The organism is Marinimicrobium alkaliphilum, from assembly GCF_003259155.1.
GTDB classification, from domain to species: Bacteria; Pseudomonadota; Gammaproteobacteria; order Pseudomonadales; family Cellvibrionaceae; genus Marinimicrobium_A; species Marinimicrobium_A alkaliphilum.
This window is the reverse complement of record NZ_QGMQ01000010.1, coordinates 67,651-94,206: the sequence shown is the minus strand read 5'-3', so window position 1 is coordinate 94,206 and position 26,556 is coordinate 67,651. Positions and strand designations below refer to the sequence as shown.

The 26,556-nt window shown below is 59.7% G+C and carries 22 protein-coding genes and 1 other RNA gene; 20 read left to right on the top strand and 3 right to left on the bottom strand.

The genetic code is table 11. The features are described 5' to 3' along the window. Positions 1-4 precede the first annotated feature (4 nt). Together DKW72_RS15040 and DKW72_RS15035 are read right to left on the bottom strand one after the other, a co-directional pair. On the bottom strand, positions 5-373 hold the full coding sequence (locus tag DKW72_RS15040) for a YraN family protein (RefSeq protein ID WP_111643208.1): 369 nt from the start codon (positions 371-373) through the stop codon (positions 5-7). Then, entirely contained in the window at positions 370-2,250 is a 1,881-nt protein-coding gene (locus DKW72_RS15035; protein WP_111643207.1) for a penicillin-binding protein activator, read from the bottom strand. Before DKW72_RS15035 ends, DKW72_RS15040 begins: the two co-directional genes overlap by 4 nt. Before the next feature lie 95 nt (positions 2,251-2,345). Here DKW72_RS15035 and rsmI point away from each other — a divergent pair, with 95 nt between their 5' ends. Further along, positions 2,346-3,209 (top strand): 16S rRNA (cytidine(1402)-2'-O)-methyltransferase, encoded by an 864-nt coding sequence (rsmI, locus tag DKW72_RS15030; RefSeq protein ID WP_111643206.1) that lies wholly within the window; start codon positions 2,346-2,348, stop codon positions 3,207-3,209. 33 nt (positions 3,210-3,242) lie between these two features. Here rsmI and DKW72_RS15025 read toward each other — a convergent pair whose 3' ends face one another. Beyond that, positions 3,243-5,684: a TonB-dependent receptor gene (locus tag DKW72_RS15025; protein WP_232522430.1), complete on the bottom strand. Its 2,442-nt coding sequence runs from the start codon at positions 5,682-5,684 to the stop codon at positions 3,243-3,245. Positions 5,685-6,125: 441 nt separating this feature from the next. On the opposite strand from DKW72_RS15025, the gene DKW72_RS15020 reads away from it, so the two are divergent. From DKW72_RS15020 to DKW72_RS14930, 19 genes are all read left to right on the top strand, one after another. After that, positions 6,126-6,545: a hypothetical protein gene (locus DKW72_RS15020; RefSeq protein WP_111643204.1), complete on the top strand. Its 420-nt coding sequence runs from the start codon at positions 6,126-6,128 to the stop codon at positions 6,543-6,545. A gap of 103 nt (positions 6,546-6,648) precedes the next feature. Continuing rightward, positions 6,649-6,997, top strand: an RNA gene (gene rnpB / locus DKW72_RS15015) — RNase P RNA component class A. A gap of 446 nt (positions 6,998-7,443) precedes the next feature. Continuing rightward, on the top strand, positions 7,444-7,884 hold the full coding sequence (mraZ, locus tag DKW72_RS15010) for a division/cell wall cluster transcriptional repressor MraZ (protein ID WP_111643203.1): 441 nt from the start codon (positions 7,444-7,446) through the stop codon (positions 7,882-7,884). Positions 7,885-7,892: 8 nt separating this feature from the next. Beyond that, complete coding sequence (gene rsmH, locus DKW72_RS15005) at positions 7,893-8,822, top strand: 16S rRNA (cytosine(1402)-N(4))-methyltransferase RsmH (RefSeq protein ID WP_111643202.1); 930 nt, start codon at positions 7,893-7,895, stop codon at positions 8,820-8,822. A 26-nt stretch (positions 8,823-8,848) separates the two neighbouring features. Further along, positions 8,849-9,148, top strand: coding sequence for a cell division protein FtsL (gene ftsL, locus DKW72_RS15000; protein WP_111643201.1), 300 nt, complete (start codon positions 8,849-8,851; stop codon positions 9,146-9,148). After that, a complete protein-coding gene (locus tag DKW72_RS14995; protein WP_111643200.1) occupies positions 9,145-10,872 on the top strand; it encodes a peptidoglycan D,D-transpeptidase FtsI family protein in 1,728 nt (575 codons plus the stop codon). The genes ftsL and DKW72_RS14995 overlap by 4 nt, the downstream gene beginning before the upstream one ends. Further along, on the top strand, positions 10,872-12,437 hold the full coding sequence (locus DKW72_RS14990; RefSeq protein ID WP_111643199.1) for a UDP-N-acetylmuramoyl-L-alanyl-D-glutamate--2,6-diaminopimelate ligase: 1,566 nt from the start codon (positions 10,872-10,874) through the stop codon (positions 12,435-12,437). Before DKW72_RS14995 ends, DKW72_RS14990 begins: the two co-directional genes overlap by 1 nt. Beyond that, positions 12,434-13,801 (top strand): UDP-N-acetylmuramoyl-tripeptide--D-alanyl-D-alanine ligase, encoded by a 1,368-nt coding sequence (locus DKW72_RS14985; RefSeq protein WP_111643198.1) that lies wholly within the window; start codon positions 12,434-12,436, stop codon positions 13,799-13,801. Before DKW72_RS14990 ends, DKW72_RS14985 begins: the two co-directional genes overlap by 4 nt. Further along, positions 13,795-14,877: a phospho-N-acetylmuramoyl-pentapeptide-transferase gene (mraY, locus tag DKW72_RS14980; RefSeq protein WP_111643197.1), complete on the top strand. Its 1,083-nt coding sequence runs from the start codon at positions 13,795-13,797 to the stop codon at positions 14,875-14,877. Before DKW72_RS14985 ends, mraY begins: the two co-directional genes overlap by 7 nt. 26 nt (positions 14,878-14,903) lie before the next feature. Beyond that, complete coding sequence (gene murD, locus DKW72_RS14975; protein ID WP_198411386.1) at positions 14,904-16,256, top strand: UDP-N-acetylmuramoyl-L-alanine--D-glutamate ligase; 1,353 nt, start codon at positions 14,904-14,906, stop codon at positions 16,254-16,256. Further along, complete coding sequence (ftsW, locus tag DKW72_RS14970; protein ID WP_232522429.1) at positions 16,246-17,475, top strand: putative lipid II flippase FtsW; 1,230 nt, start codon at positions 16,246-16,248, stop codon at positions 17,473-17,475. Before murD ends, ftsW begins: the two co-directional genes overlap by 11 nt. Further along, a complete protein-coding gene (gene murG, locus DKW72_RS14965; RefSeq protein ID WP_111643196.1) occupies positions 17,472-18,554 on the top strand; it encodes an undecaprenyldiphospho-muramoylpentapeptide beta-N-acetylglucosaminyltransferase in 1,083 nt (360 codons plus the stop codon). Before ftsW ends, murG begins: the two co-directional genes overlap by 4 nt. 28 nt (positions 18,555-18,582) lie before the next feature. Then, positions 18,583-19,968: a UDP-N-acetylmuramate--L-alanine ligase gene (murC, locus tag DKW72_RS14960; protein ID WP_232522434.1), complete on the top strand. Its 1,386-nt coding sequence runs from the start codon at positions 18,583-18,585 to the stop codon at positions 19,966-19,968. Positions 19,969-19,978: 10 nt separating this feature from the next. Continuing rightward, a complete protein-coding gene (locus DKW72_RS14955) occupies positions 19,979-20,926 on the top strand; it encodes a D-alanine--D-alanine ligase (RefSeq protein WP_232522428.1) in 948 nt (315 codons plus the stop codon). 9 nt (positions 20,927-20,935) lie between these two features. Then, positions 20,936-21,721: a cell division protein FtsQ/DivIB gene (locus DKW72_RS14950; protein ID WP_157960512.1), complete on the top strand. Its 786-nt coding sequence runs from the start codon at positions 20,936-20,938 to the stop codon at positions 21,719-21,721. 57 nt (positions 21,722-21,778) lie between these two features. Beyond that, on the top strand, positions 21,779-23,014 hold the full coding sequence (ftsA, locus tag DKW72_RS14945; RefSeq protein ID WP_111643193.1) for a cell division protein FtsA: 1,236 nt from the start codon (positions 21,779-21,781) through the stop codon (positions 23,012-23,014). 60 nt (positions 23,015-23,074) lie between these two features. Next, a complete protein-coding gene (gene ftsZ / locus DKW72_RS14940) occupies positions 23,075-24,244 on the top strand; it encodes a cell division protein FtsZ (RefSeq protein ID WP_111643235.1) in 1,170 nt (389 codons plus the stop codon). Between the two features lie 130 nt (positions 24,245-24,374). After that, positions 24,375-25,286, top strand: a complete 912-nt coding sequence (gene lpxC, locus DKW72_RS14935; RefSeq protein WP_111643192.1) for a UDP-3-O-acyl-N-acetylglucosamine deacetylase — start codon at positions 24,375-24,377, stop codon at positions 25,284-25,286. Positions 25,287-25,606: 320 nt separating this feature from the next. Beyond that, a complete protein-coding gene (locus tag DKW72_RS14930; protein WP_111643234.1) occupies positions 25,607-26,542 on the top strand; it encodes a M23 family metallopeptidase in 936 nt (311 codons plus the stop codon). Positions 26,543-26,556 lie beyond the last annotated feature (14 nt).

Here is a 26,556-nt window from a genome sequence, read left to right as displayed (position 1 = left end):
AGGCTTAATAGGCATCGAAGGCGTTGCGCAACCAGGTGAATACCGGTTGCTGTTCGGTAGTGTAATGCATGGCGATGACGTCAAAGCGACAAGGCAGTTTATCGGTCAGCTGATGCTGCTGAAGATAAAACTGCGCGGCGCGTACCAGCTTACGCTGCTTGCTGGCCGTGATGCTTTCGAGGCCATCGGCGTAATCCCGGTTATTGCGCAGGCGCACTTCGACAAATACCAAATAGTCACCGTCGCGCATGATCAGATCCAGCTCGCCCACCTTGCAACGGTAGTTGCGGGTCCAGGGCGTCAGGCCCTGTTCCTGCAAATAACTTTCCGCTTGCGCTTCGGCCAGCCCGCCCCGGGCACTGGTGGTGGTCACTCCTCGTCCGCTTCCGGCTGCTCGATGGCCAGAGTGGGCAGAGGGCGGGCCAGTCCACTGCGAAACTCAGCCCAGATCTGCTCGCGCTCGATGCGCCGGTCTTCGAGCAGGCGCAGAGTGCCAGTGGCCCCGTAGAGCCGTGACTGGGGAATCTGCTCCAGCTGCGGCAAGCGCGGCAGCAGGCGGAATGCGTCGACCCCCAGAGCGTGCAAGCGGCCGTATACAGAGGCACCGCGCGCGTGTTCGTCCAGACTCTGGCGCTCGGGATTGCTGTCGTCGAAGAGCCAGGGCAGGGTATTGAAGCGAATACCGTTCAAGTCCCGATCGCTGCCGGCGTCGGCGACACCCGCGTAAATATGGCTGGTTGAGTACACGGGCAGATTGCCGGCGTAATGAAATGCCAGTGCTGGCTTGATCTGGCGCGCCTGCGCCGGACTGGCAATCAGGAAAATCATGTCCACGTCCTGGCGCCGGCGTGGCTCGAACTCGACCCGGGTGCCAAACAGCCGGTGCAGATCCTGGCGACGGTTCTCGCTTTCCCGGGTGAGCAACACCCGCTGCACCAGACCCGAATAGCTTACTTCGCTGGAGTAATGGCTGCTGTGGACCACGTCGCCGCCCAGGTCGTGCCAGGTATCGGCGAAGGCAGCGGCACTGCGCTCGGCCCAGCTTGAATTGGGTGTCAGTACCAGCGCCCGGCGATGGCCATCGAGGTAGCCTTGGCGAGCCGCCTGGCGGGCTTCGTCCTCGGCTGCCAAGCCAAACTGGTAGAGGCCCGTGGCGGTTGTGTCGTCGGTGTAGTCGGAGTAATTCAGGCTCAGCACCGGCACCGGCAGCCCGGGCATCAGCGCCAGCTCGTTGACCTGATCCTTGTCCAGAGGACCGATCACCAACTCTGCGCCCTCGGCCACGGCCTGGTCGTAGAGTTCGAGAACGTCGCCGTTGCTGGTGTCGTACTGGCGTACCTGCGGTACACGAATCCCTTGCTCCCGGGCGTGATAGTAGGCGGCGAAAAAGCCGTCGCGCACGGCGTCGGCGGATTGCGCCAAGCGGCCTTGTTGGGGGAGTAGCAGGGCGATCTGGCGCGGCTGGTTGGCGACCAGCTCGCGCAGCAGGCGCAAGTCATCGGGCAGGTTCTGATCTGCCGGGTGGCCGCGCCATTCCGCCTGCCAGGCGTCGACATCGGCCAATTGCTGCTCCAGGTTGGATTGCTGCTGCATGGCAATGGCGGCCAACTGATACCAGCCGCGCAAGGTGGCGTCTTCGGTGCTCTCTGCCCGGCTTGTAAGGTCCTGCCGCGAAAGTGCCATCAGGTTGCGCCACAAGGACTCGCGGTTTTCGGCTTCGCGTGTCGGATCCGTGAGCAGAGCCCCGAGGCGTACCCGCTCCTCAAGGCTATCGCCGGTATCGCCCAGATAGGCAAAGGTCTGGGCACGCAGTTCGCGCAGCTCCGCTTCCTGGTCCGGGTTCATGGCGCGCCACTGTTGTTCCAGGCGGGGGTTGGTTAGAATGCGTTGCGCCAGAAAATAGGAGCCGTCGGCCACGGCGATGCGGCTCAGCAGCAGCGTGTGACGCACATAGCGCTGGTTGTCGAGGCGGCCGCTGTCGATAGACGTCAGCAGGTTGCGTGCCCAGCTGGTGTCCTCGAGTTCCGCCAGAAGTTCGGCGGCGCGCAGCAGCTGTTGCTCACGCTCGGGGGATTGGCTGGCGCGTGCCTGCTCCACCAGCGCGTTGGCCTCTTGCCGGGTCGCTTCGGCGGTGGCAGCCTCGGGGTCGTGCGGCTCGGCATCGTCCGGGTGCGGCGGCTGGGTGCCGCAGGCGGCCAGCAGCGCTAAAAGCGTGGCTATCAAGCCGAGGGATAATCCCTGTTTAACCATGGTGTGTTGCTCTCCTGATCTGCCGGGAAGGCGACAGACTAGACTGTAAGGGTGACGATCACCCGCTGAATGGCCCCGACTATGAAGGTCCTAGTATGACACAGCGTTTACCGGAGGCCGATAATGCGGCCGGCGTGCTCTACGTGGTGGCCACGCCCATCGGCAATTTGGGCGATATGGTACCGCGAGCGATAGAAGCTCTACAATCGGCATCGGTGATCGCCGCCGAAGATACCCGCCACAGCGCGCGCCTGCTGGCCCACTTTTCGATCACCACCCAAGCGGTGGCCTACCATGAGCACAGCGGTCCGGAGCGTACCGAGCAGCTGCTCGCGCGCTTGCAGGCGGGCGAAACGGTGGCGCTGATCTCGGACGCGGGCACGCCTCTGGTATCCGATCCCGGCTACCGTCTGGTGCGCGCGGCGCGCCAGGCGGGCATCCGGGTGGTGCCGATCCCCGGCGCCTGTGCGCTGGTTGCCGCCTTGAGCGCAGCCGGACTTCCCTCTGATCGTTTTGCCTTCGAAGGGTTCCTTCCGAGCAAAAGCGGCGCCCGGCGTGCAACCCTGGCCGCTTTGGCGGCGGAAAGCCGGACCCTGATTTTTTACGAAGCCCCGCACCGGATTCTGGCGACGCTGCAAGACATTGCCGAGGTCGTAGGGCCCGAGCGCGAGCTGGTGCTGGCGCGGGAATTAACCAAAACCTTTGAGACCCTGCGCGGCGGCCCGGTGGCGGCGCTGGCGGAGTGGGTGGCGGGGGACAGCGATCAGCAGCGCGGCGAGATTGTCTTGCTGATGCGCGGTGCACCGGCAAAGAAATCCGGGGATCTGGATGCCGAGGCCGAGCGGGTGATGGGGGTGTTGCTGGAGGAGTTACCGGTGAAGCAGGCCGCCAGTATCGGCGCCCGGCTCACCGGGTTGAAGAAAAACCGCCTGTACCAGTGGGCGCTGGATCGCGAGTGATCCAGCGCACCACGTTGTTTCAGACCCGTCGCCTTAGAAGCGGTAAGTACCCTGCAACGCAATGCTGCGCGGGCGCTCGTAAAAGGCGTAGTAGGCGGTGCCCGTGCCCTGGGTCAGGACTGTAGAGATGGGCATGCCGTTGGAGTGGGAGATGATCGACTCGTCGGTCAGGTTCTTGCCCACCAGGGCCACTTCCCACTGATCCTGGTTGCCGCTCAGGGCCACCCGGGCGTTGAGCTTCATGTAGGCATCCTGCTCGGTGCGCGGATCCAGGGTCGGGGAGGTCAGGTAGCTGTCGCTGAAGATCACGTCGAACGTGGAGTTCAGCAGCAGGCCGTTACCCAAACTGTAGCGATGGTTCAAGCCCAGGTTGCCCTGCAATTCGGGGGTAAACTCCCGAGTGGAGCCTGAGGCATCACACAGAGGTGCGGTGTCGGAGGTCTGGCCAAAGTAGCACTGGGCGGTAGGGAAGTCGGTGTACTCAAAATCCAGCCACGCCAGGCCGCCGTTCAAGGTCAGGGTGTTACTCAGCGCCCAGCGGCCGTCCAGCTCCAGACCGTGAATTTCGGCTTCACCGGCGTTGGTGACGTTAAAGCTGAAAGCCCCGTCAAAAACACTGGTCTGCAGATCGCTGAACTCGGTGCGGAACAGTGCCACGTTGAGTTCGGCGGCGCCGCCCCGAAGCAGGAACTTGCCCCCAATCTCGTAGTTTTTCACCTGCTCGTCCTCAAACTCGAAGACGCCGGTGATTGTGGGGTCCTGACCCTGCTGTTGGCGCTGGACGTTCACCGCATTGTCCACCGTGGGGTCCGGGTGGGCGTTGGAGCGCACATCAAAACCGCCGGACTTGAAGCCGGTGGTGTAGCTGGCATAGACCATATCGGTTTCGTTCAGATCGAACTGATAGGTCAGCGAGGGCGTAAAGCTCGACTCCGAGCGACTGGCGCGGATGGTGTCGTAGGGCTCGATCTCAAATAACCCGAAAGGAATGTTGTGGGGCGGGTCGGTCGGATCGCCCTCGATGGAGGGTGGCAGCGCCTGGCCCTCGGCGTTGATATGGGTCTGCCGGCGGGTGCCGTCCTTCTCTTCGTGGGTGTAGCGTCCGCCGACGATCAGGCGGCTGAAGTCGTTGATGTTCCAGGTGACCTGGGCAAAGATCGCGGCGGTATCGCTGTCCTGGGTAAAGTCCTTGTTACTGGATGCACTGCGCAGGAGGTTGGCCAGGTCCGGACCGATGCCACCCTCTTCCGGCGGAACCGACAGTGCGGTGGCCAGCCAGCTGTCCTGGGGTAGGCCCACGACATCGTCAAACTCCATCTCGCTGGTCTGGAAGAATACCCCAGCCAGGTAGCTGACCTGCTGGGCCGGGGATGAGGCTATTCGGAACTCCTGGCTGAACTGGGTGTAGTCCTCGTTGGAGGCGATAAAGAACATGGGCAGCCCGGTAAAATCGCAGTCGCACATTTCCTCGTAAGAATAGCTGGCGTAGCCGGTCACCGAGGTAAAGTCGTGATCGCCAATCCCTCGTTCGATACTCAGTGCAAAGCTTTGACTGTCGTTGTAGCTGTAATCGCCGTTGGACTGGCGGTTAAAGTTTTGATCGGTATCCAGTTGGTAGACGAACTCGCCCCCTGAGACCTGTCCGGTCAGCCCCGCCAACAGATTGGCGTAAGACACCGCGCCCTCCACCGGCAATTCGACCGGATTGATCACCTCCAGGTTGCGCCCGGTACTGTCGAAGGTGCTGTCTTCCACCTTCAGGTTGATGTCCCACTCGGGACTGGGGCGCCAGCGCAGGCTGCCGCGAATCACGCGACTTTCTTCCTGCGCTTCGTCCCGTCCCAAGGTGGTGTTGTGGTAGTAGCCATCCATCTGTCGGTCCATGATCGCCAGGCGACCGGACAGGGTGTCACTGAAAGGCCCGGACACCACCAGGCGGATATCCTGCTCGCCGTGCTCGGGCTCGTACAGGGCGCTTACCCGGCCCTGAAAGGTGTCCGTAGGCTTGGCCGTAATCATGCTGATCGCGCCCGCCGTACTGTTTTTGCCGAACAGAATACTCTGGGGGCCGCGCAGTACTTCGACTCGCTCCAAATCAAACATGGGTGCACGCGCCAACTGAGAGCGGCCGTGGTGAATGCCGTCGACAAACTGGGCTGCCGATTGCTCGAAACCCTGGTTGACGCCGGAACTGATTCCGCGAATCGAAATGGTGGTGCCGAGCCCGGTCTGGGTCATATTCAGACTGGGAATGTAATCGGCCATGCGTTCAACGCTGGTAATCCCGCTCTCCTCCAGTTTCTCGCCTTGCAGGGCATTCACGGAAACGGGGACATCGGTCATGCGTTGTTCCCGCTTCTGCGCGGTAATCAACACCTCTTCAAGCATGGGGCCTTGTGCGTAGGTAGCGGTTCCAGACACAGTCGCCGGGGCGGCGACCAGCAGGGCTAGCAGGCGTAGCGTAGGTTTCTTCACGGGTTTCTCCTCGTGTTATCACTATAGTGGTCGTGCCCAAGCCCCGTCCTCGGCGCCCTGGCAGCAAGTTATATCAAGTAAGTAATAGCTCAAATTATAGTAATTACCAAGCCTACTATCCTCAAAGAGAATTAGAAAGTATTCAAAGGTGGGAGGAAAAATTAAAAATTATAGTTGATGTTTTTTTAATCGGAATTGCTATAACGGGTCTGTTCGCCAGGCCACATAACAGTGCAGTGATTTCCGCGACACGCCGGTCGTGGGATTCGATCTACGATTGCAACGCCCTCGGGTTCCCTAAGAGCCGCGCCATACAGGAAAGGCCCATACGGTTTCCGGGGCAGGTAAGGCTTATAGCTACGACAACAATAACTGTTTGGCCTGAGAAATCGAATCCGGTGCCTCCATTACTGCTGTTTTTCAGCGCCTACGACGAGTGCGGTGATCCAGCCGAAGGGAATACCTTATGAGGTTAACGATCGTGGTTTTGTTAGCTACCTGTTAAAAGATCAAGCTCAAGTCTTGGGGATTCTTAGGGATGTAAAATTTGGAGGGCAGTTGGATCCGAACCATTTTGAATCTGAAATACTCTTGAGTGAAGAGATTGAGAGGCTATACATTGATGAGTTCCGGAGATGTTCTATTCCCCATCGGCTGGATACATATGGCGGCGAGAACTACATTTCCTGGAGCCAAGTTTATGGCCCTAAAGTGGACTGCATTCGTCAGAAGGTCAATCTTGATTTCCGAAGGTTGTCGAGGGCGAGAGCGGTTGACGATGGGCGGTTGCCCGAAAAATTTATCGATGATGAGGGATATCCGGGCTGTCAACTGAGCTGCCAGGGTCTCGCTATTCCTTAATCTATAGACGGGATCCCCCAAAACTGCGCGACGACAAAGCACAAAAGAATAACGGCGCAAAAACCATTGATCTTTCCCTCGCCTGCGGCTAATGTAAGCGCTCGGAGTCGGCCCGACAGTCGCTCCGCCATTGGCGGGGAGGAAAGTCCGGGCTCCATAGGGCAGGGCGCCAGGTAACACCTGGGGGGCGCGAGCCTACGGAAAGTGCAGCAGAAAGTATACCGCCTAAGTGCCTTCGGGCAACGGTAAGGGTGAAAAGGTGCGGTAAGAGCGCACCGCGCAGCTGGTAACAGCCTGTGGCGATGGTAAACCCCGTCCGGAGCAAGACCAAATAGGAACCCATTGGTGCGGCCCGCACTGGGTTCGGGTAGGTCGCTCGAGGCCTGCGGTGACGCAGGTCCCAGATGAATGACTGTCCACGACAGAACCCGGCTTATAGGCCGACTCCGACACATTTATTACGCGCGGGCGAAGAGCTGGCCGAGGGCCGTATCTCCTTCTGAGACCGTCTGCCGCCCGGACGGCGGCAGTCGAGCCCCCATGGATGGGTTTACGGCGTGTCTCAGAAGGAGATACGGCCCTCGGCTTGCTCTTCGCTAGGTGCTTGAGCTATATAAAACCTCCCTCCTTAGCAGTAAAAAATCCCATAGTTAAAGTGTTACATTAAGTTGCGCCCACAACCCTCTGTTTTGATTATTTAAAGCGCTTCCCCGGCGTCCAAGTAATCGGCTTTTCCCTTCTTTATTACGCCTTTTCACTCCACGTTAGCGACATTTTATGCGTTTTTCGCCAACAGGTTGCTTGACTTTGGTGCGCTCGGATTTATAGTGTGCAATAGTGGAGAAAAGTGGATAAAAGTGGTTTTTTTTGGAAAAACCAATAATCAGAGTGGTGGAAAGTGTTAACAGGTAGTCATGCCATCAATATGGACGCCAAGGGGCGTATGGCGATTCCAGCGAAAGTCAGAGACTCGCTGGCGACTGCCTGTGCCGGGCGTTTGGTGTTGACTGCCCATCCGGATGAGCGCTGTTTGCTGGTCTATCCGGAGCCTCAGTGGGACGAGGTCCTGGCCAATGTCCAGAGTCTGCCCAACTCCAACCGGGCCGTCCGCCGGGTCCAGCGCTTGCTGATGGGCTATGCCACGCCGGTGGAAATGGACAGCAATGGCCGTATCCCGGTGTCGCCCACGCTGCGTTCCTATGCGGGTCTGGACAAAAAATTGATGTTGGTGGGGTTGGGCGACAAGCTCGAACTCTGGAGTGAAGACGCCTGGCTGGCCCTGCTGGACGAACCGGTTGACGATGAGTTGCCGGACGTCATGCAGTCTCTGTCGTTCTAGGGGGCCGCATGACTGACTCCACACACATCACGGTCTTACTTAACGAGGCCGTCGAGGCGCTGTTGATCGACCAGGACGGCTTCTATGTCGACGGTACCTTTGGGCGCGGCGGCCACAGCCGGCTGCTGTTGCAGAAGTTGTCACCCGAGGGCCGACTGCTGGGGATTGATAAGGATCACGAGGCGGTGGCCGCCGCCAAAGAGAATTTTGCCGGCGACCCGCGTTTTCAGATGGTGCGCGGCTCCTTCGCCGAGCTGGCCGATCGGGTCGCTGAGTGCGGCATGACGGGCAAGGTCAGCGGTCTGTTGCTGGATCTGGGGGTGTCGTCTCCGCAGTTGGATCAGGCCGAGCGCGGTTTCAGTTTCCTGGCCGACGGCCCGCTCGACATGCGCATGGACCAGAGTCGGGGCGAGAGTGCGGCGGACTGGATCAACCGGGCTGACGAAGCGGATATTGTCCGGGTGCTCAAGGAATACGGTGAAGAGCGTTTTGCCCGACGCATGGCGCGGGCAGTGTTGGCGGAGCGCGAGCAAGAGCCGATTGTGCGCACCGCGCGCCTGGCAGAGATCATCAAGGTCGCCAACCCGGCCTGGGAAAAAGGCAAGCACCCGGCTACGCGCGCCTTTCAGGCGATCCGCATTTTTATTAACAACGAGTTGGGCGACCTGGAAGCAGTATTGCAGCAGGCGCTGGAGGTGTTGGCACCGGGCGGGCGCCTGGTGGTTATCAGCTTCCACTCACTCGAAGATCGGGTGGTCAAACGTTTTATACGTCGTCAGGAAAAAGGCGACCCGGTGCCCAAGGGGGTACCGATAAGGGATGAACAGCTGAACAAACGCATGCGCTCCTGTGGCAAGGCCATCAAGGCAGGCGCAGAAGAAATCGCGGCGAACACCCGCGCCCGCAGCGCGATTATGCGCGTTGCGGAAAAACTCTAAACGGGCAAACAAGGGGCAATACCACCATGGCAGCGAGTCTTAACCGACAACGCCTGAACCTCCGTGCATTTCTTGCACTGGCGGTGCTGTGGGCGCTGGTTGTCGGTTCGGCCCTGGCCGTGGTGAGCTCGACCCATGAGGTGCGCCAACAGGTGAACCACCTCGAAGGTCTGCGGCGCGACGCGGCCGAGGCCCAGGTCGAGTGGGGCAAGTACTTGTTGGAGCAGAGCACCTGGGCCGCCTATGGCCGGATTGAGCGCATCGCGACCGCTGAGCTCAAATTGCAGACGCCCAGTGCCGACCAGATTCTGGTGGTGACACCATGAAGGCCCCAAAACGTATTCCCATCGCGCGCTGGCGCTTCTACGGTGTCATTCTTGTTTTGGCCGGGCTGGCAGGTTCGCTGGTTTGGCGGGTCGCGGACTTGCAGGTTCTGCCCGGCAACGAGCGTGGCTTTACCTTTTTGCAGGGGCAGGGCCAGGCGCGCACTCTACGCACTGAGACTATCAACGCCTCCCGTGGTGTGATTACCGACCGCAACGGCGAACCGCTGGCGGTGAGCACGCCAGTGACAACGCTCTGGGCCAATCCGCGCGAGCTGGCAGAAACACCGCAACGTTGGAGCGAGCTGGCGCGCGCGCTCGGCTGGTCCAATGCCGATCTGGAGTCGCGCATGGGGCGTTTTGCCGGGCGTGAGTTCATGTACCTGCAGCGCCATATGACCCCTCACGCGGCGGACGAAATTCTCGCGCTGAACATTCCCGGCGTTTACAGCCAGCGCGAATACCGGCGTTTCTACCCGGCGGGCGAAGTGGCGGCACACCTGGTGGGCATGACCGATATCGACGATCGGGGTCAGGAAGGCATCGAGCTGGCCTACGACGCCTGGCTCGCAGGGGAAAACGGCGCGCGCCAGGTCATCAAGGATCGTCACGGTCACACCGTACGCGAGCATCAACTGCTGCGCTCCGCGCGCCCGGGCAACAACCTCACACTGAGCATTGATCTACGCCTGCAATACCTGGCGCATCGGGAGCTGCGTTCGGCCGTGCACGAAAACCGTGCCCGTGCCGGTTCCATGGTGATTATGGATGCCCAGACCGGTGAAATTCTCGCGATGGTCAATCAGCCGGTCTACAACCCCAATGACCGCAGTAATCTTCGTGGCGATTTATTGCGCAATCGCGCGCTGACCGATATGTTTGAGCCCGGCTCTACGGTCAAGCCCTTTGCGGTGATGGCGGCGTTGGAATCTGGCGATTACCGGTATAACAGCCGCTTCAATACCGCGCCCGGCCACATCCGTGTGGGCGGCCACACCCTGACCGACCCGGTCAATTACGGGGATCTGGATATGGCCGGTGTGATTGCGAAATCCAGTCAGGTGGCGATGGCAAAAATGGCCATGAATATGGAGCCGGAAGTCATTCGCAGTATGTACTACCGTCTGGGCCTGGGGCAGGGCACCGGCACCGGTTTTCCCGGCGAAGGCGTCGGCGCGCTGCCGAACTATGATCGGTGGCGCGCCATTCAGAAGGCGACCTATTCCTTTGGTTACGGTATCAGCGCTACCACGACGCAGTTGGCGCAAGCCTATGGCGTATTGGCGAACGGCGGTATCAAGCGGCCCGTCAGTCTGTTGCGCATGGACGAGCCGCCCGCCGGGCAGCCCGTGGTCAATCGGGAGCTGGTGAGCCAGATCAATCGTATGCTTGAGCAGGCGGTGACCCGCGATGGTACCGGTCACCGCGCGCGTACCGATGCCTATTCAGTGGCAGGTAAAACCGGCACCGTCCACAAGGTGGGCTTGCAGGGTTATGACGATGATCGCTATATCGCTTCCTTTGCCGGTTATGCCCCGGCCGAGAATCCGCGCATTGTCGCGGTAGTGGTGATTGATGAGCCTGCTACCGAAGCCTACTTTGGCGGTCAGGTAGCGGCACCGGTTTTCTCCCGGGTCGCCGAAGGCGCGCTGCGCTTGTTGCAGGAGCCGCCGCGTCAGCGCGACAACTATGTGGAAAAACTACCACCGCGGAGGCCGATCTCGTGATGACAGCTTCCGCGCAACCCACCGCCCTGGCCCTGGCAGACCTGCTGCCGGGGCTACCGCTTTCTGAGTGCGCTGCACGCTGCGAAGTCAGAGGTTTGACCCTCGACAGTCGACGGGTGCGCACCGGTGACGTGTTTGTGGCCATTCCCGGGCAAGCCCACGATGGCCGCTTGTTTATCGAACAGGCCATCACGGCGGGCGCCGCGGCTATTCTGGCGCAATCCGATGATGACGACTACCGGGAAGTGGAATCGTCGGTACCGCACCTGTGTGTGCCGACCTTGGCGGCGGAGCTCAGCGCCATCGCCGGACGTTTCTGGGGCGAACCCAGCGCCCAACTGCACGTTACTGGGGTGACCGGTACCAACGGAAAAACCAGTTGCACGTTATTGCTCGGTCAGCTGCTCGCGCTCACCGGGCAGCCCGCAGGCGTGTTGGGTACGCTCGGGTTTGGGGTGCTGCCAACGGGCGCTGACGACCTGCCCGGTGCGCTCCGTCGCCTGGATGCCACCGGTCTGACGACCCCGGACGCCATTGCGGTTCAACAACGCCTGGCTGAGGCGCGCGAGCGCGGCGCCGACGCCGTCGTGATGGAGGTGTCGTCTCACAGCCTGGTGCAGCACCGGGCGGCGAGTGTGCGCTTTGATGTTGCCATCTTTACCAATCTCAGTCGCGATCATCTGGATTACCACGGTGACATGACCCGCTACGGCGATGCCAAAGCGCAGCTACTCAAGGCGCGCGGGTTGCAGACGGCCGTGCTGAACCTGGATGACACCTGGGCGAGCAGCCTGCAAACACAGTTGCCTGAGGGTGTTACGGGTATCACCTACAGTCTGACGGATGCCGCTGCCGACGTGCGCGCGCGCGATCTGCAGGCGCAGGCAACCGGTACCGAATTCATGTTGACGTCCCCCTGGGGTGAGGCGCGTGTACGCACTGCTCTGGTGGGCGACTTTGCCCTGAGTAATCTGTTGGCAGTCATTGCTGCAGCGGGCGCGCAAGGCGTGGACTTTGCCGCGCTGGTCGAAGCGTTGCCGCTGCTGCAGCCCGCACCCGGGCGCATGGAAGCTGTCACGCTCGATACTGCCTCGGCCCAGGATGTCGGCGTCATCGTCGATTACGCGCACACACCCGCCGCGCTTGAAACCGTACTCCAGGCGTTGCAGGGGCGCCGTGAACAGGGACGCTTGTGGTGCGTGTTCGGGTGTGGCGGTGATCGGGATACCGGTAAGCGCCCTGAAATGGGACGCAGTGCTGAACGCTTGAGTGATTGCGTGGTCGTTACCAACGACAATCCGCGCACCGAAGATCCCGCCACGATCGTGGCTGACATCGTGCGCGGTATGCACAACCCCAACGGTTGTCTGGTGATTGCCGACCGGGCGCAGGCCATCGACCTGGCCGTGCAGCAAGCGCACCCCGGCGATACCGTATTGATCGCGGGCAAGGGCCACGAGGACTATCAGATTTTTGGTGATCAAACCCTGCCTTTCAGCGACGTAAAGCAGAGCCGTCTGGCGTTGCAGCGTCGTTTCGCCCGCTTGCAGGAGGTGCGCTCATGATGCGGCCGCTGCACCTGAATGAACTGGCGCAACAGCTGCCGGGCTGGCTGCAAGGCCAGAGTGTCAGCTTTACCCGGGTGAGCACCGATACCCGCCAATTGCAGGCGGGTGACCTGTTCGTGGCGCTGCGTGGCGAACGTTTTGATGCCCACCGGTTTTTGGCGCAGGCCGCCGAAAAAGCCTGCGCGCTGGTGGTGGACACTCCGGATTCGGGATTGGCGACACCGCAATGGGTGGTTAAAGATACCACCTTGGCACTCGGCGGAATCGGTGCCTACAACCGTGCCCAGTTTGAGGGTCCGGTGGTGGCCATTACCGGCAGCAGCGGCAAAACCACGGTCAAAACCATGCTTGCGGGTATTCTGGCGCAGTGCGGCCCCACCCTGGCGACCCGGGGGAATTTGAACAACCACATCGGTGTGCCGCTGACCCTACTCGAGCTGGCACCCGAACATCGCTACGGCATTATCGAAATGGGAGCCAGTGGTCCCGGCGAAATAGCCTACTTGTGTACCTTGGCCCGCCCGCAGATTGCTCTGGTCAATAACGTCATGGCCGCACACATTGAAGGTTTTGGTTCGCTCCAGGGCGTGGCCGAGGCCAAAGGCGAAATCTATCGTGGTTTGCAGGCGGGCGGTACGGCGATCATCAATCTCGATGACAGCTTTGCCGGCTACCACCTGGAGCGGTTGCCTGAAGTTAAACCGCTGACCTATGCGTTGCGCGACGAGCGCGCCGACTTTTTCGTCCGCGACCTGAGCGCGAGCGCGGGCCAACAGACGTTTGAGCTGGTGACCCCGGAAGGGGCTCTCGCCGTCCAGTTGACCGCCGACGGCGAGCACAATGTACGCAACGCTCTCGCGGCAGCGGCCTGTGCGTACGCGGCCGGCGCCACACTGGCGGCCATTGCCGCCGGACTGAACGACTTTACGCCGGTGGCTGGGCGCATGTCTCGCCTGCGCGGTACAGCCGGTGCACTGATTATCGATGACAGCTACAACGCCAATCCCGGATCAGTGCGTGCGGCCATTGATGTGCTCGCGGCCCAGCCAGGCGAGCGTTGGCTGGTGCTGGGGGATATGGCCGAGCTGGGCGAAGACGCCGCCGCCATGCATGCAGAAGTGGGTCGCTATGCGCACGAGCGCGGCATCGATGCCTTGTGGACTCTGGGCACCTTGAGCGAACACGCGAGTACCGCCTTTGGTCATCAGACCAAACATTTTCAAGCGCACGGCGACCTGATCGCGGCGCTCAAAGAATCCGTGCACAAAGAGATGAATATTTTGATTAAAGGATCGCGCAGTAGTCGCATGGATGATGTCGTCAATGCGTTACTGGACCGTGGAGACAATCGCCCATGTTAGTTTGGCTGACCGCACAGTTGCAGGAGCACCTGCGCTTTTTTGCCGTGTTTCAGTATTTATCGATCCGTTCGATTCTGGGCGTACTGACCGCATTGATTATTTCGTTGATGCTCGGCCCCTGGATGATTCGCCGCCTGAATTATTTGCAGATTGGTCAAGCCGTGCGCGACGACGGGCCGCAGTCACACCTGAGTAAGTCCGGTACGCCGACCATGGGCGGCACCCTGATTCTGGCCGCCATTTTTATCAGTACCCTGTTGTGGACAGATTTGAGCAACCGTTATGTCTGGGTGGTGCTTTTGGTGACCGGTATCTTTGGTTTGGTGGGCTGGGTGGATGACTACCGCAAAGTGGTGCAATCCAATTCCCGCGGCCTGCCGGCACGCTGGAAGTACTTCTGGCAATCCGTAGCCGGTCTCGGTGCTGCGACCTTCCTGTATATGACAGCGGTCAGCCCGGTGGAAACCCAGCTGTTCATTCCGTTTTTTAAAGACATCGCCATCGAGCTGGGGCTGTTTTACATCGTGCTCACGTACTTTGTGGTGGTCGGGTCGAGCAACGCGGTAAACCTGACCGACGGTCTCGACGGTCTGGCGATTATGCCGACGGTCATGGTCGGCGGCGCCCTGGGGGTGATTGCCTACCTGGTCGGGCATATCGAGTTCGCGACTTACTTGCATATTGCTCATGTTCCGGGTGCGGGCGAGCTGGTGATTTTCTGTGCGGCGTTGATCGGTGCCGGGTTGGGTTTTCTCTGGTTCAACACCTACCCCGCGCAAGTCTTTATGGGCGATGTGGGTGCGCTCGCGCTGGGCGCGGCGCTGGGCATCATTGCGGTGATTGTGCGTCACGAGATTGTGCTCTTCATCATGGGCGGGATTTTTGTGGTGGAGACCGTCTCCGTCATTTTGCAGGTGGGCTCCTACAAGCTTACCGGGCGGCGCATTTTCCGTATGGCGCCGCTACACCATCATTTTGAATTGAAAGGCTGGCCGGAACCGCGCGTGATTGTGCGCTTCTGGATCATTACCGTCATGCTGGTCCTGGTAGGGCTGGCGACACTGAAACTGCGTTAACGGGAGTTGTAGAACGGGTGAGCAATGTGAGCCAACTGATTGCCACAAGCAGACTGAAAGCCATCGTGGGCACTGGCGCCACGGGCTTGTCTGTGGCGCGCTATCTGGTGCGTCAGGGGCAGCCGTTTGTGTTCTTTGACACCCGTGTCGACGCTCCGAACCTGGACGTGATCGCCCGGGACTTCCCCGGGGTGGCGGTGCATACCGGCGCACTCGATCAGCAGGGGCTGGAAAGCTTTGATGAGATTATCGTCAGTCCAGGCGTGTCTCTGTCGACCCCGGCTCTGCAAGCGGCCAAAGCCGCTGGCGTTGCCCTGGTGGGCGATATCGAACTTTTTGCGCGCGCCATTCATGCACCCATGGTGGCCATTACCGGATCCAACGCCAAAAGCACCGTGACCACGTTGGTGGGCGAGATGGCGCGCAAGGCAGGCATTAATGTTGCCGTGGGCGGCAACTTGGGTACGCCCGCGCTGGATCTGATCGACGACAGTGTCGAGTTGTATGTAATGGAGCTGTCCAGCTTTCAGCTCGAGACGGTCACCAAGCTCAACGCCAAAGTCGCGACCATTCTCAATATCAGCGCCGATCATATGGATCGTTACGCGGGTATGCCCGCCTACCACGCCGCCAAGCTGCGGGTGTACACCGGCGCCGAGCAGGTCGTGGTCAATCGCAATGACATTCTGACACACCCGCCTCTGGCGGCGGGTGCCCGGCCCGTATTTTTTGGTGGCCCGGCGGAGTTCCGCAGCTTTGGTGTGCTGGAACGCGATGGCAAGTCATGGCTGGCCTGGGAGCTTAAGCCCCTGATGCCGGTAGCCGAGTTGGCGATTAAAGGTAAGCACAATATCGATAATGCCCTGGCGGCGCTGGCCTTGGGGCAAGCCGTCGGCCTGCCGATGGCGGCCATGCTGGAAACATTGCGCGCCTTCCCTGGTTTGGCGCACCGCTGTGAGTGGATCGGTCGTTGGGAAGATGTCGACTATATCAACGATTCCAAGGGCACCAACGTCGGTGCGACTCTTGCGGCCATCAACGGTCTGGCGCGTCCGGACGGGAAGCTGATTCTGATTGCCGGTGGCGAAGGCAAGGGTGCCGATTTCAGTGCGTTGCGCGCAGCAGTCGCCGCGCATGTGCGCGCACTGGTATTGATTGGACGCGATGCGCCCTTGCTGGAGCACGCTCTCGGTGAAGCTGCGCCGGTGCAGCGCGCTCAGTCTATGGAAGAGGCTGTAGCGCAAGCGCGCGGGTTGGCACAACCGGGGGATACCGTGTTGCTGTCGCCCGCCTGTGCCAGTTTCGATATGTACAGCGGCTTTGTGGAGCGCGGTGAAGTATTCGCCCGCGCGGTAAGGAGGTTGTGCGATGGTGCGTAGCCTTTTCGACAAAGCGATGGCGTTTGTCACTGAACAGCGCGAGCTGTTGCTCAGCGGCCCGGATCGAATCCTGCTGTTGATTACCCTGGCGCTGATTTCCATCGGCTTGGTCATGGTGGCCTCGGCGTCGGTCAGCAGCGCCGCACTGCACTACGGAGACGCCTGGTTCTTTACGAAACGTCATATCACTTACGCCGTGATGGGATTGAGCCTCGCCTTTTTGGTGCTTTTGGTGCCCATGCAGCTGTGGCAGCGTTACAGCGGCTGGTTGCTTATCTTCAGTCTGATCTTTCTGGTACTGGTGCTGATTCCTGGTATCGGGCGCGAGGTCAACGGCAGTCGCCGCTGGATCAGTATCGGCATGTTCAATGTGCAGGTGTCGGAAATTGCCAAGTTCGGGGCGGTGATCTTTTTTGCCGGTTACTTCATGCGGCGTCAGCACCTGTTGAGCTATTTCAGCCAGGGCTTTTTCAAGCCGGTGGTGGTGTTGTGTCTGATGGTGCTGTTGCTGATATTGGAACCGGATTTTGGCAGCGCCGTGGTGCTGTGTGCCACTGTGGGTGCGATCATGTTTATTGCCGGTGTGCGCCTGCATCATCTCTTACTGCTCGGCATTGGCGGCGGTGGCGCAATGTTGGCGCTGGCGTATGCGCAGCCCTACCGTTTGCGTCGGTTGCTGTCAGTGTCTGATCCTTGGGCGGATCAGTTCGGCTCGGGCTACCAGCTGACACAGTCGCTGATCGCCTTTGGCCGGGGTGAGTGGTCGGGCATGGGGTTGGGCAACAGTTTGCAGAAACTGTTTTTCCTGCCCGAGGCACACACGGATTTCATCTTCGCGATTATCGCGGAAGAGTTTGGCTTGCTGGGTGCGTTACTGGTGATCGTGCTGTTTTCAGTACTGATTTGGCGCATGTTTATGATCGCGCGTGAAAGCATTCGCGCCGATCGACTGTTTTCCGGGTTCGCGGCCTTCGGGGTGGCGATCCTGTTCACCTTCCAGGTGTTTATCAATATCGGTGTAGCGTCGGGGCTGCTGCCCACTACCGGTTTGACGCTGCCGTTTATCAGTTACGGCGGCAGTAGTCTGCTGATCAGCTGCTTGTCCATGGCCTTTGTGATGCGCGTAGAACTGGAGCTGCGTGCTGCGCATGTGGCCAGCGTTCAACGGCCACCGCGGGTGCGACGTGAACTGAGCCTGATGCCGGAGGTGGCCCAATGACCGAGCCTCTCTTGCGCGTTGTGATTATGGCCGGGGGAACCGGTGGCCACGTGTTTCCGGCACTTGCGGTGGCGCGTGCGCTGAAAGCACGGGGTGCGCAAATTTCCTGGCTTGGAACGCGCCAGGGTGTCGAGGCTGAGCTGGTGCCTGCGGCGGGATTTGAATTGGACTATCTGCGCATTGAAGGCGTACGCGGGCGTGGAGTCTTCGGGCTGGTTAAAGCGCCGTTTCTTTTAACCGGCGCCCTGTGGCAATCGCTGCGAGCGTTGCGCAAACGGCGCCCGCAGCTTGTCGTGGGTTTTGGTGGCTTTGCCTCGGGCCCCGGCGGGGTTGCGGCGCGGCTGTTGCGCAAGCCACTGGTGATTCATGAACAGAACGCTATTGCCGGCACCACCAATCGCCTTTTGGCGCGGGTGGCGACCCGGGTACTGACGGCGTTCCCCGGTGTATTTCCGGGCGCACAGGTTGTGGGTAACCCGGTCCGTGCCGACATCGTGGCCCTGCCGTCGCCGCGCGAGCGTTACCACGAGCGTGGCAGCGGTCCCTTGCGGGTGCTGGTATTGGGTGGCAGCCTCGGTGCCGAAGCCATCAATACCCTGATGCCCCAGGCGCTGGCCGAGCTGGCACCCAACGACCGACCGATGCTGTGGCACCAGTGTGGCAAGCGTCACGCGGAAACAACCCGGGCGCGTTATCGCGCCGTGGGCATCGAGGCGCAGGTCGATGCCTTTATTGACGATATGGCCAATGCCTATACCTGGGCCGATGTGGTGGTGTGCCGCGCAGGTGCCCTGACGGTGTCTGAATTGATGGCGGCGGGTGTGGCCTCGGTATTGATTCCCTTGCCGAGTGCGATCGACGACCACCAGAGCGCCAACGCACGCATCCTGGCTGACGAAGAAGCGGCACTGCTGCGCCCTCAGGCCGACCTGACGCCGAGAAGTCTCGCGTCCCTGTTAACCGAGTTGGGCGGGCAGCGTCAGCGCTTGAGTGCGATGGCCGAGAAGGCGCGCCGCCTGGCCCAACCCGACGCTGCCGAACAGGTAGCCGATCATTGTGAAGAGGTAGCCCGTGGATAAAACCATTGCACACTACGAAGTCCCTGAGATGCGCCGCATCCGTCGCATTCATTTTGTCGGGATTGGCGGCGCGGGCATGAGTGGCATCGCGGAAGTACTGCTGAACCAGGGGTACGAGATTTCGGGCTCGGACTTGAAAGAGTCGAGCGTAACCCAGCGCCTGGCAAACATGGGTGCAAAGATCTTCATCGGTCATCAGGCCAGCAATATTGAAGGGGCGGACGTAGTGGTGAACTCCTCCGCCGTTACCCAGAGCAACCCCGAGGTGGCACGCGCCCGCGAGCTGCGCGTACCCGTGGTACGTCGCGCTGAAATGCTCGGCGAGCTGATGCGCTATCGCCACGGTATTGCGGTTGCGGGCACCCACGGTAAAACCACTACCACCAGTTTGATGGCCTCGGTGTTTGCCGCCGCTGGTAGTCACCCCACGTTCATTATCGGCGGACTGGTTAACAGTGCGGGCAGCAACGCCCAATTGGGGGCGAGTCGCTACCTGGTGGCCGAAGCGGACGAGAGCGATGCCTCCTTTTTGCACCTGCAGCCGATGGTGGCGGTGATCACCAATATCGACGCCGATCACATGGATACCTACGGTGGGGACTTCTCTGTGTTGAAGAAGACCTTTATCGAGTTCTTACACAACCTGCCTTTCTACGGTCTGGCTGTGATGTGTGGTGACGATCCGGTGGTGCAGGATATTGCCGGTTCGGTGGCGCGCCCAACCATTATGTACGGTTTTGACGAAGGCAATGATGTGCGCGCCGTCAATGTCCGACAGGACCAGATGAGCTCTCACTTTGAGGTGTTGCGCCCGGGCCGCGAGCCATTGGCGATTACCCTGAATATTCCGGGGGTGCACAACGTTCTGAATGCCACCGCCGTGGTCGCTGTCGCCACCGATGAAGGTCTGAGTGACAAGGCTATACAGCAGGGCCTGGCAAACTTCGCTGGCGTGGGTCGACGCTTTCAAGTCTATGGCCATTACCCGGTGGGTGAGGGTGAAGCCATGTTGGTGGATGACTATGGCCACCACCCGACCGAAGTGGCCGCCACCATCAAGGCGATTCGCGATGGCTGGCCCGAGCGTCGGCTGGTGATGATTTACCAGCCGCACCGCTTCAGTCGGACACGCGACCTGTACGAGGATTTTGTCGAGGTGTTGTCGGCTGTGGATGCGCTGGTAATGCTTGAAGTTTATCCCGCTGGTGAGGATCCGATTCCCGGTGCTGACGGTCGTCACCTGTGTCGCAGTATTCGCACACGAGGAGCGGTTGAACCCATTTTTGTGGAAGGCATTGACGGTGTACCGGCGATCATCAAGGACATTGCTCGTCCCGGCGATATCGTGATAACCCAGGGTGCCGGCAATGTCGGTGCCCTGGCCAATGAACTGGCCAAACGGCAATTGCAGTAAGAGGTAATGTGTGGATAAGCCTGCATTGAATATTCCGGTCGACGCGGCGCTCAAACAGCGCATCGGACGCGTGGGTGTGCTCTTCGGCGGTCAGTCGGCCGAGCGCGAGATCTCGCTGCAAAGTGGTCGGGCGGTAACCGAAGCTCTCGAGCAGGCGGGGGTGGAGATCGTTGCGATCGATACCCGCGGCGACGTGGTGTCGGCCTTGCAGCAAGCGAAGATTGATCGGGCGTTTATAGCTCTACACGGACCCGGTGGTGAGGATGGCCGGATTCAGGCACTGCTGGAGTTTATGGGTATTCCATTCACGGGCAGCGACGTACAGTCTTCCTCGCTGGCGATGGACAAGCGTCGGAGCAAACAGTTGTGGCGCGGCGTGGGCGTTTCGACCCCGGACTTTACCGTGTTGCGCGCTGACAGTGACTGGGCCGCCGTGCTCTCGCAACTCGGTGGCGATGTGATTGTGAAGCCTGCGCACGAAGGTTCGAGTATCGGCATGGCCCGGGTCGACAATGCCGAAGCGCTGGCTCAAGCGTATGCCGATGCCGCCCAGTATGACGGCAGTGTTTTTGCCGAGCGGATTATTACCGGCGCTGAGTACACCGTGGCCTTGCTCGATGGTGAAGCCTTGCCCGCGATCAAACTGGAAACGGATCATCGCTTTTACGACTACGACGCCAAGTATGTGGCGGACGATACGCGTTACCTCTGCCCCTGTGGCTTGAGTGCGAGCAAGGAGCATGAGCTGAAGCAGCTCGCCCTGAGTGCGTTTGAAGCGCTGGGTTGTTCGGGTTGGGGACGCGTGGATGTGATGGCCGACAGTGCCGGACGTTTTTATGTTCTGGAAGTGAATACCGTGCCTGGCATGACCAGTCACAGCCTGGTGCCGATGGCCGCGAAGGCGCAGGGCTTGAACTTTGCGCAACTGGTGTTGGCTGTGCTGCTTGCGAGTCTTTAGGGGGCGAGCGTGAAGCCGCACAGGACACAACCCGGGTATCGGGGCGCGAGTCGCCCCAAACCCAGGCGGCAGTGGACGCCGGGTGCGATCAAGGCCTTTCGCATGGGGATCGGTGCCCTGCTGGTGACGGTGGTGGTGGCCGGGGGCTACCACTTCGGCGGTCCGGCGATAGAGCAGTGGTTGCAGCGCCCAGTGGCGCGGGTGGCGGTCGAGGGAGAGTTTCGCTACATGACCCGGGAGCGGGTCAGCGAGGTGATTGCCAATGAGCTGACGGAGGATTTTCTTAAGCTCAACCTGGGCCGGATGAAGCGGGTGCTTGAGCGGGAGCCGTGGGTTGAACGCGCTGCGCTGGTGCGGCGCTGGCCGGACACACTGGAAGTGCGCATCTACGAGCAACAGCCGATTGCCCGTTGGGGTGACCGGGGTTTTTTAAACCAGCGCGGTGAGATCATTGAGCTGGAAGACAACCGGGTGCTGGACAACCTGACCTGGCTTGAAGGCGACGATCGCCATGCCCTGCATATGATGCAGCGCTATCAGGATCTGTCCCGGTTGATGCGCAGTCGCGGACTGGTGATTGCGCGACTGGCCCAGGACGACAAGCGGGCGTGGCGTATGCAGTTGAGTGACGGCATCGAGGTTGCCATTGGACGGGACCAACTGATGGAAAAGGTACAGCGGTTTTTGACGATTTACGATCGCTATCTGGACGAGCGTTGGGATCAGGTGGTCGGGATAGACGTCAGGTACAGCAACGGCGTTGCGGTGCGCTGGCACAGTGACAATGACGAGTGATTTGACAGGTGGTTAAAACGAACGCAATGGATACGTTAAAACAACGAGGTTATCACAATGGCAAGCGCTAACGAAGACAACATGATTGTTGGTCTGGATATTGGCACCTCCAAGGTGGTCGCCATTGTCGGCTCGATCACGCCCGACGGCGGATTGGAGATTGTGGGCATTGGCTCACACCGCTCCAACGGTCTTAAGAAGGGTGTGGTGGTCAATATCGAATCGACCGTTCAGTCTATCCAGCGCGCTGTGGAAGAAGCCGAGCTGATGGCCGGCTGTCAGATTCACTCGGTTTATGCAGGGATAGCTGGCAGTCACATTCGCAGCCTGAACTCGCACGGTATTGTCGCCATCAAGGATCGCGAAGTGTTTACACAGGACCTGGAGCGGGTGATCGATGCCGCTCAGGCTGTCGCGATTCCGGCAGACCAGAAAATACTGCACATCCTGCCCCAGGAATTTTTGATCGACGATCAGGAAGGGGTCAAGGAGCCGCTGGGCATGTCCGGTGTGCGCCTGGAAGCGAAAGTGCATCTGGTGACCTGTGCGGTTAATGCTGCACAGAATATTGAGAAGTGTATTCGCCGCTGTGGCCTGGAAGTTGAAGACATCATTCTCGAACAGCTCGCGTCAAGCTATTCGGTGTTGACCGATGACGAGCGCGATCTGGGTGTGTGTCTGGTGGATATCGGTGGTGGTACGACCGACATTGCGATCTTCACCGACGGCGCGATTCGGCACACCGGCGTGATTCCCATTGCCGGGGATCAGGTGACTAACGATATTGCCATGGCGCTGCGTACTCCGACACCGCACGCTGAAGACATCAAGATCAAATACGCTTGCGCCCTGGCCAAGCTGACCGGTCCGGATGAAACCATCAAGGTTCCGAGCGTCGGCGATCGTCAACCGCGCAATCTGTCACGCCAGGCGTTGGCTGAAGTGGTTGAGCCGCGTTACGACGAGCTGTTCACACTGGTACAGGCGGAACTGCGTCGCAGTGGTTACGAAGATCTTGTCGCGGCTGGCATTGTGCTCACCGGTGGCACCTCAAAGATGGAAGGTGTGATCGAGTTGGCCGAAGAAATTTTCCATATGCCCGTGCGCTTGGGGGCACCCCAGAATGTGCGTGGGCTGACCGACATTGTAAACAACCCGATTTATGCAACCGGGGTAGGTTTGCTCTACTATGCCGCCAAGCAACAGGGCGGGCAGGTGACATCCACCACAGCACGACGAACGGAGGGCTCACTATTGGCAAAGCTTAAGAAATATTTTCAGAGTAATTTTTAGTTTTTCTTTAACAACGCTGTTTAACGCAATGACATTCAAGGAAATAAAGGGGAAATGGCTATGTTTGAATTAGTAGACAATATGCCGCAAAACGCAGTAATCAAGGTGGTTGGTGTCGGCGGCGGCGGCGGTAATGCCGTACGCCACATGATCCACAGCAACGTCGAAGGTGTTGACTTCATCTGTGCCAACACCGATGCCCAGGCGCTTAAAGATCTGGAAGCGCGTTCGGTGCTTCAGCTCGGTCACAGTATGACCAAGGGCCTGGGTGCGGGTGCCAATCCGGAAGTCGGCCGTCAGGCCGCGATGGAAGATCGCGAGCGCATCGCCGAAGCGCTGGAAGGCGCCGACATGGTGTTTATCGCTGCCGGTATGGGTGGTGGCACAGGTACCGGGGGCGCACCGGTCGTCGCAGAAATTGCGCGCGACATGGGCATTCTGACCGTTGCCGTGGTGACCAAACCCTTCCCGTTCGAAGGTCGCAAACGTATGGCAATTGCCGACGCGGGCATTAAAGAGTTGGAAGAGCGGGTCGATTCGTTGATCACCATCCCCAACGAGAAGTTGCTTGCGGTATTGGGTTCAGCCACCAGCTTGCTGGACGCCTTCAAGGCGGCCAACAATGTGCTGCTGGGTGCGGTCCAGGGTATTGCTGATCTGATCATCCGCCCGGGTATGATCAACGTCGACTTTGCCGATGTGCGCACCGTGATGTCCGAAATGGGCATGGCGATGATGGGCACCGGTACCGCCAAAGGTGAAAACCGTGCACGCGAAGCGGCCGAAGCGGCGATTCGCAGCCCGCTGCTTGAAGGTGTCGACCTGCAAGGTGCGCGCGGTATCCTGGTGAACATCACCGCCGGTATCGATCTGTCCCTGGGTGAGTACTCCGAAGTGGGTGACACCGTGGGTGAATTCGCGTCGGCGGATGCGACCGTGGTCGTGGGAACTGTTATCGATCCGGAGTTGTCAGACGAACTGCGTGTGACCGTGGTTGCCACTGGTTTGGGCAAGGGGGCAGAAGCAAAAGCCGACAAGCCCGGTTCAACCAAAGTGGTGGTAGACAACACCCGCCGCACGGGTGATGGCCAGATCGACTACAGTGCCTACGATCGCCCGCCGGTTATGCGTAGATCCCAGGGTTCCGCCAGTGCCGCCTCGGCCCCGATGGCCGAAAAGGACGTGGAATATCTGGATATTCCGGCTTTCTTGCGCCGCCAGGCCGACTGATAAGGTCGGCCCGTCGGGCCAGAGGTGTAAAGTATCCTTTACACATTTCGCACCAAAAGGGTGTGGAGGGGAGAGTTACGCTCTGGTAAGATAGGCCAATTTTTAGTCACAGGTAGGATTACACACAGCGATGATCAGACAGCGCACGCTCAAAAATGCCATCCGTGCCACAGGGGTTGGCCTGCACACCGGGCAGAAGGTCTATTTGACGCTTCTGCCGGCGCCGGTTGACTCTGGCATCGTCTTTCGCCGCGTTGACCTCGACCCCGTTGTGGAGATCGAGGCCAAAGCGGAGAATGTCGGCGAAACCACCTTATCCACGACGCTGGTAAAAGGTGACGTCAAGGTCTCCACTGTGGAGCACCTGCTTTCGGCCATGGCTGGCTTGGGTATCGACAACGCGATCGTTGAGGTGAGCGCGCCGGAAGTGCCCATTATGGATGGCAGCGCGGGTCCCTTTGTGTTCCTGATCCAATCTGCCGGTATTCAGGAGCAGGCGGCGGCCAAGAAATTTATCCGGATCAAGAAGCCGGTCACGGTAGAAGACGGTGACAAAACAGCCAGTTTCCTCCCCTTTGATGGCTTTAAAGTCACGTTTTCGATCGAGTTTGACCACCCTGTCTTTCAGGGTCGGGCTTTGAGCACCTCGGTGGACTTCTCCAGCACTTCTTTTGTTAAGGAAGTCAGCCGCGCTCGCACCTTCGGCTTTATGCACGAAATTGAATACTTGCGCTCCAAAGGCTTGGCCAAGGGTGGTAGCGTCGACAACGCGATTGTGGTTGACGACTACCGCATCCTTAACGAAGACGGTCTGCGTTACGAGGACGAATTCGTCAAGCACAAGGTGCTGGACGCCATTGGTGATCTCTACCTGTTGGGTAACAGTCTGATCGGTGAATTCCGGGCGCACAAATCTGGCCACGCCCTCAATAATAAGGTGCTGCGTCAGTTGATTGCACAGGAAGATGCCTGGGAAGTGGTAACCTTCGATGATGAGAAGGCTGCGCCCATCTCTTACATGAAGCCACTGCTTGCCGTATAGTGTCGGCCTGATCGGGGTTTGCAGTAAAAACCGCGTCAAGAGATTGGCGCGGTTTTTGCGTTTTGAGGCAGATAGTTAACGCTCTCATCAATACTGTGACGTTGGTCAGACTCGGGTTATCGAGAGAGAAATAACTGGGATGGGCTTCACAGAAAGCGTGTGACTCTGGTCGCAAAATAATCAGGTTGGCGGGTTTATTGCCAAATTCGTCTTGATAAGTTATAAAGTTGAGCTAACGATAACCAACTGATCTAAAAAAATCCGCCAAAATGCCACTCGGTTCACTGGCGCTAGGGGAAAAACTCGGTACCATTGCGTTTATGAAAATTATCATCGTCAGCAAAGACCAGACTCGCACGCGCAGTTTCACCCTTGGGGGGTGGACCAAAGCGCTGCTGTCCGTGTGTTTGTTGGGGATTCCCCTGTCCGCCGTGGGCGTACTGGGCTTTCAATGGCAGGTCGCCGCTAACAGCAACCAGGTCTTCACCGCCGAGACCCGCCGGGTCTGGGAAGCGTCGCTGCAGCGCCAGAAGCAAGAGATAGAGCGCACCCGCCAGGATGCCCAGACCCAGATTTCCGCGCTGACGCTGCGCATGGCCGAGCTGCAGGCCCGCCTGGTGCGGCTTGATGCTCTGGGCGAACGCCTCACCGGTATCGCACAGCTCGACGAAGGCGAGTTTGACTTCACTCAAGCCCCCGCCTTGGGTGGCCCCGAGGGCACCGTGTTGGGCGATGCTTACATGCCGCCCGACTTTGTCTCTGTGATTGACCAGCTGACTCGCCAGATTGCTGATCGCGAGCAACAGTTGGAGCTGCTTGACACGCTGATGGCCAAGCGCAAGCTTCAGGACGAAGTGTTTATCGCCGGTCGGCCGGTTAAAAAAGGTTGGATGTCCTCCCGCTTTGGTCGGCGCACAGACCCTTTCACGGGCCGGGTAGCCTGGCACGGTGGTGTCGACTTCGCCGCTAAAGAAGGCACCGAGATCTACTCCGTGGCCGCAGGTGTTGTGACCCGCGCTGACAAAAATGCCGGTTATGGCAATCTGGTTGAGATCAATCATGGCGCGGGTTTCACCACGCGTTATGCGCACAACAAAGAAAACCTGGTAAAAGTGGGTGACGTGGTCAAAAAGGGCCAGGTCATTGCGCTGGTGGGCTCCACCGGCCGCTCCACTGGGCCTCATGTGCACTTCGAGGTCTACAAAAATGGCCGCGCGGTCGATCCCTCGACCTATATTCATCGCGCCAGTCGATAATTCTTCCTCCCCTA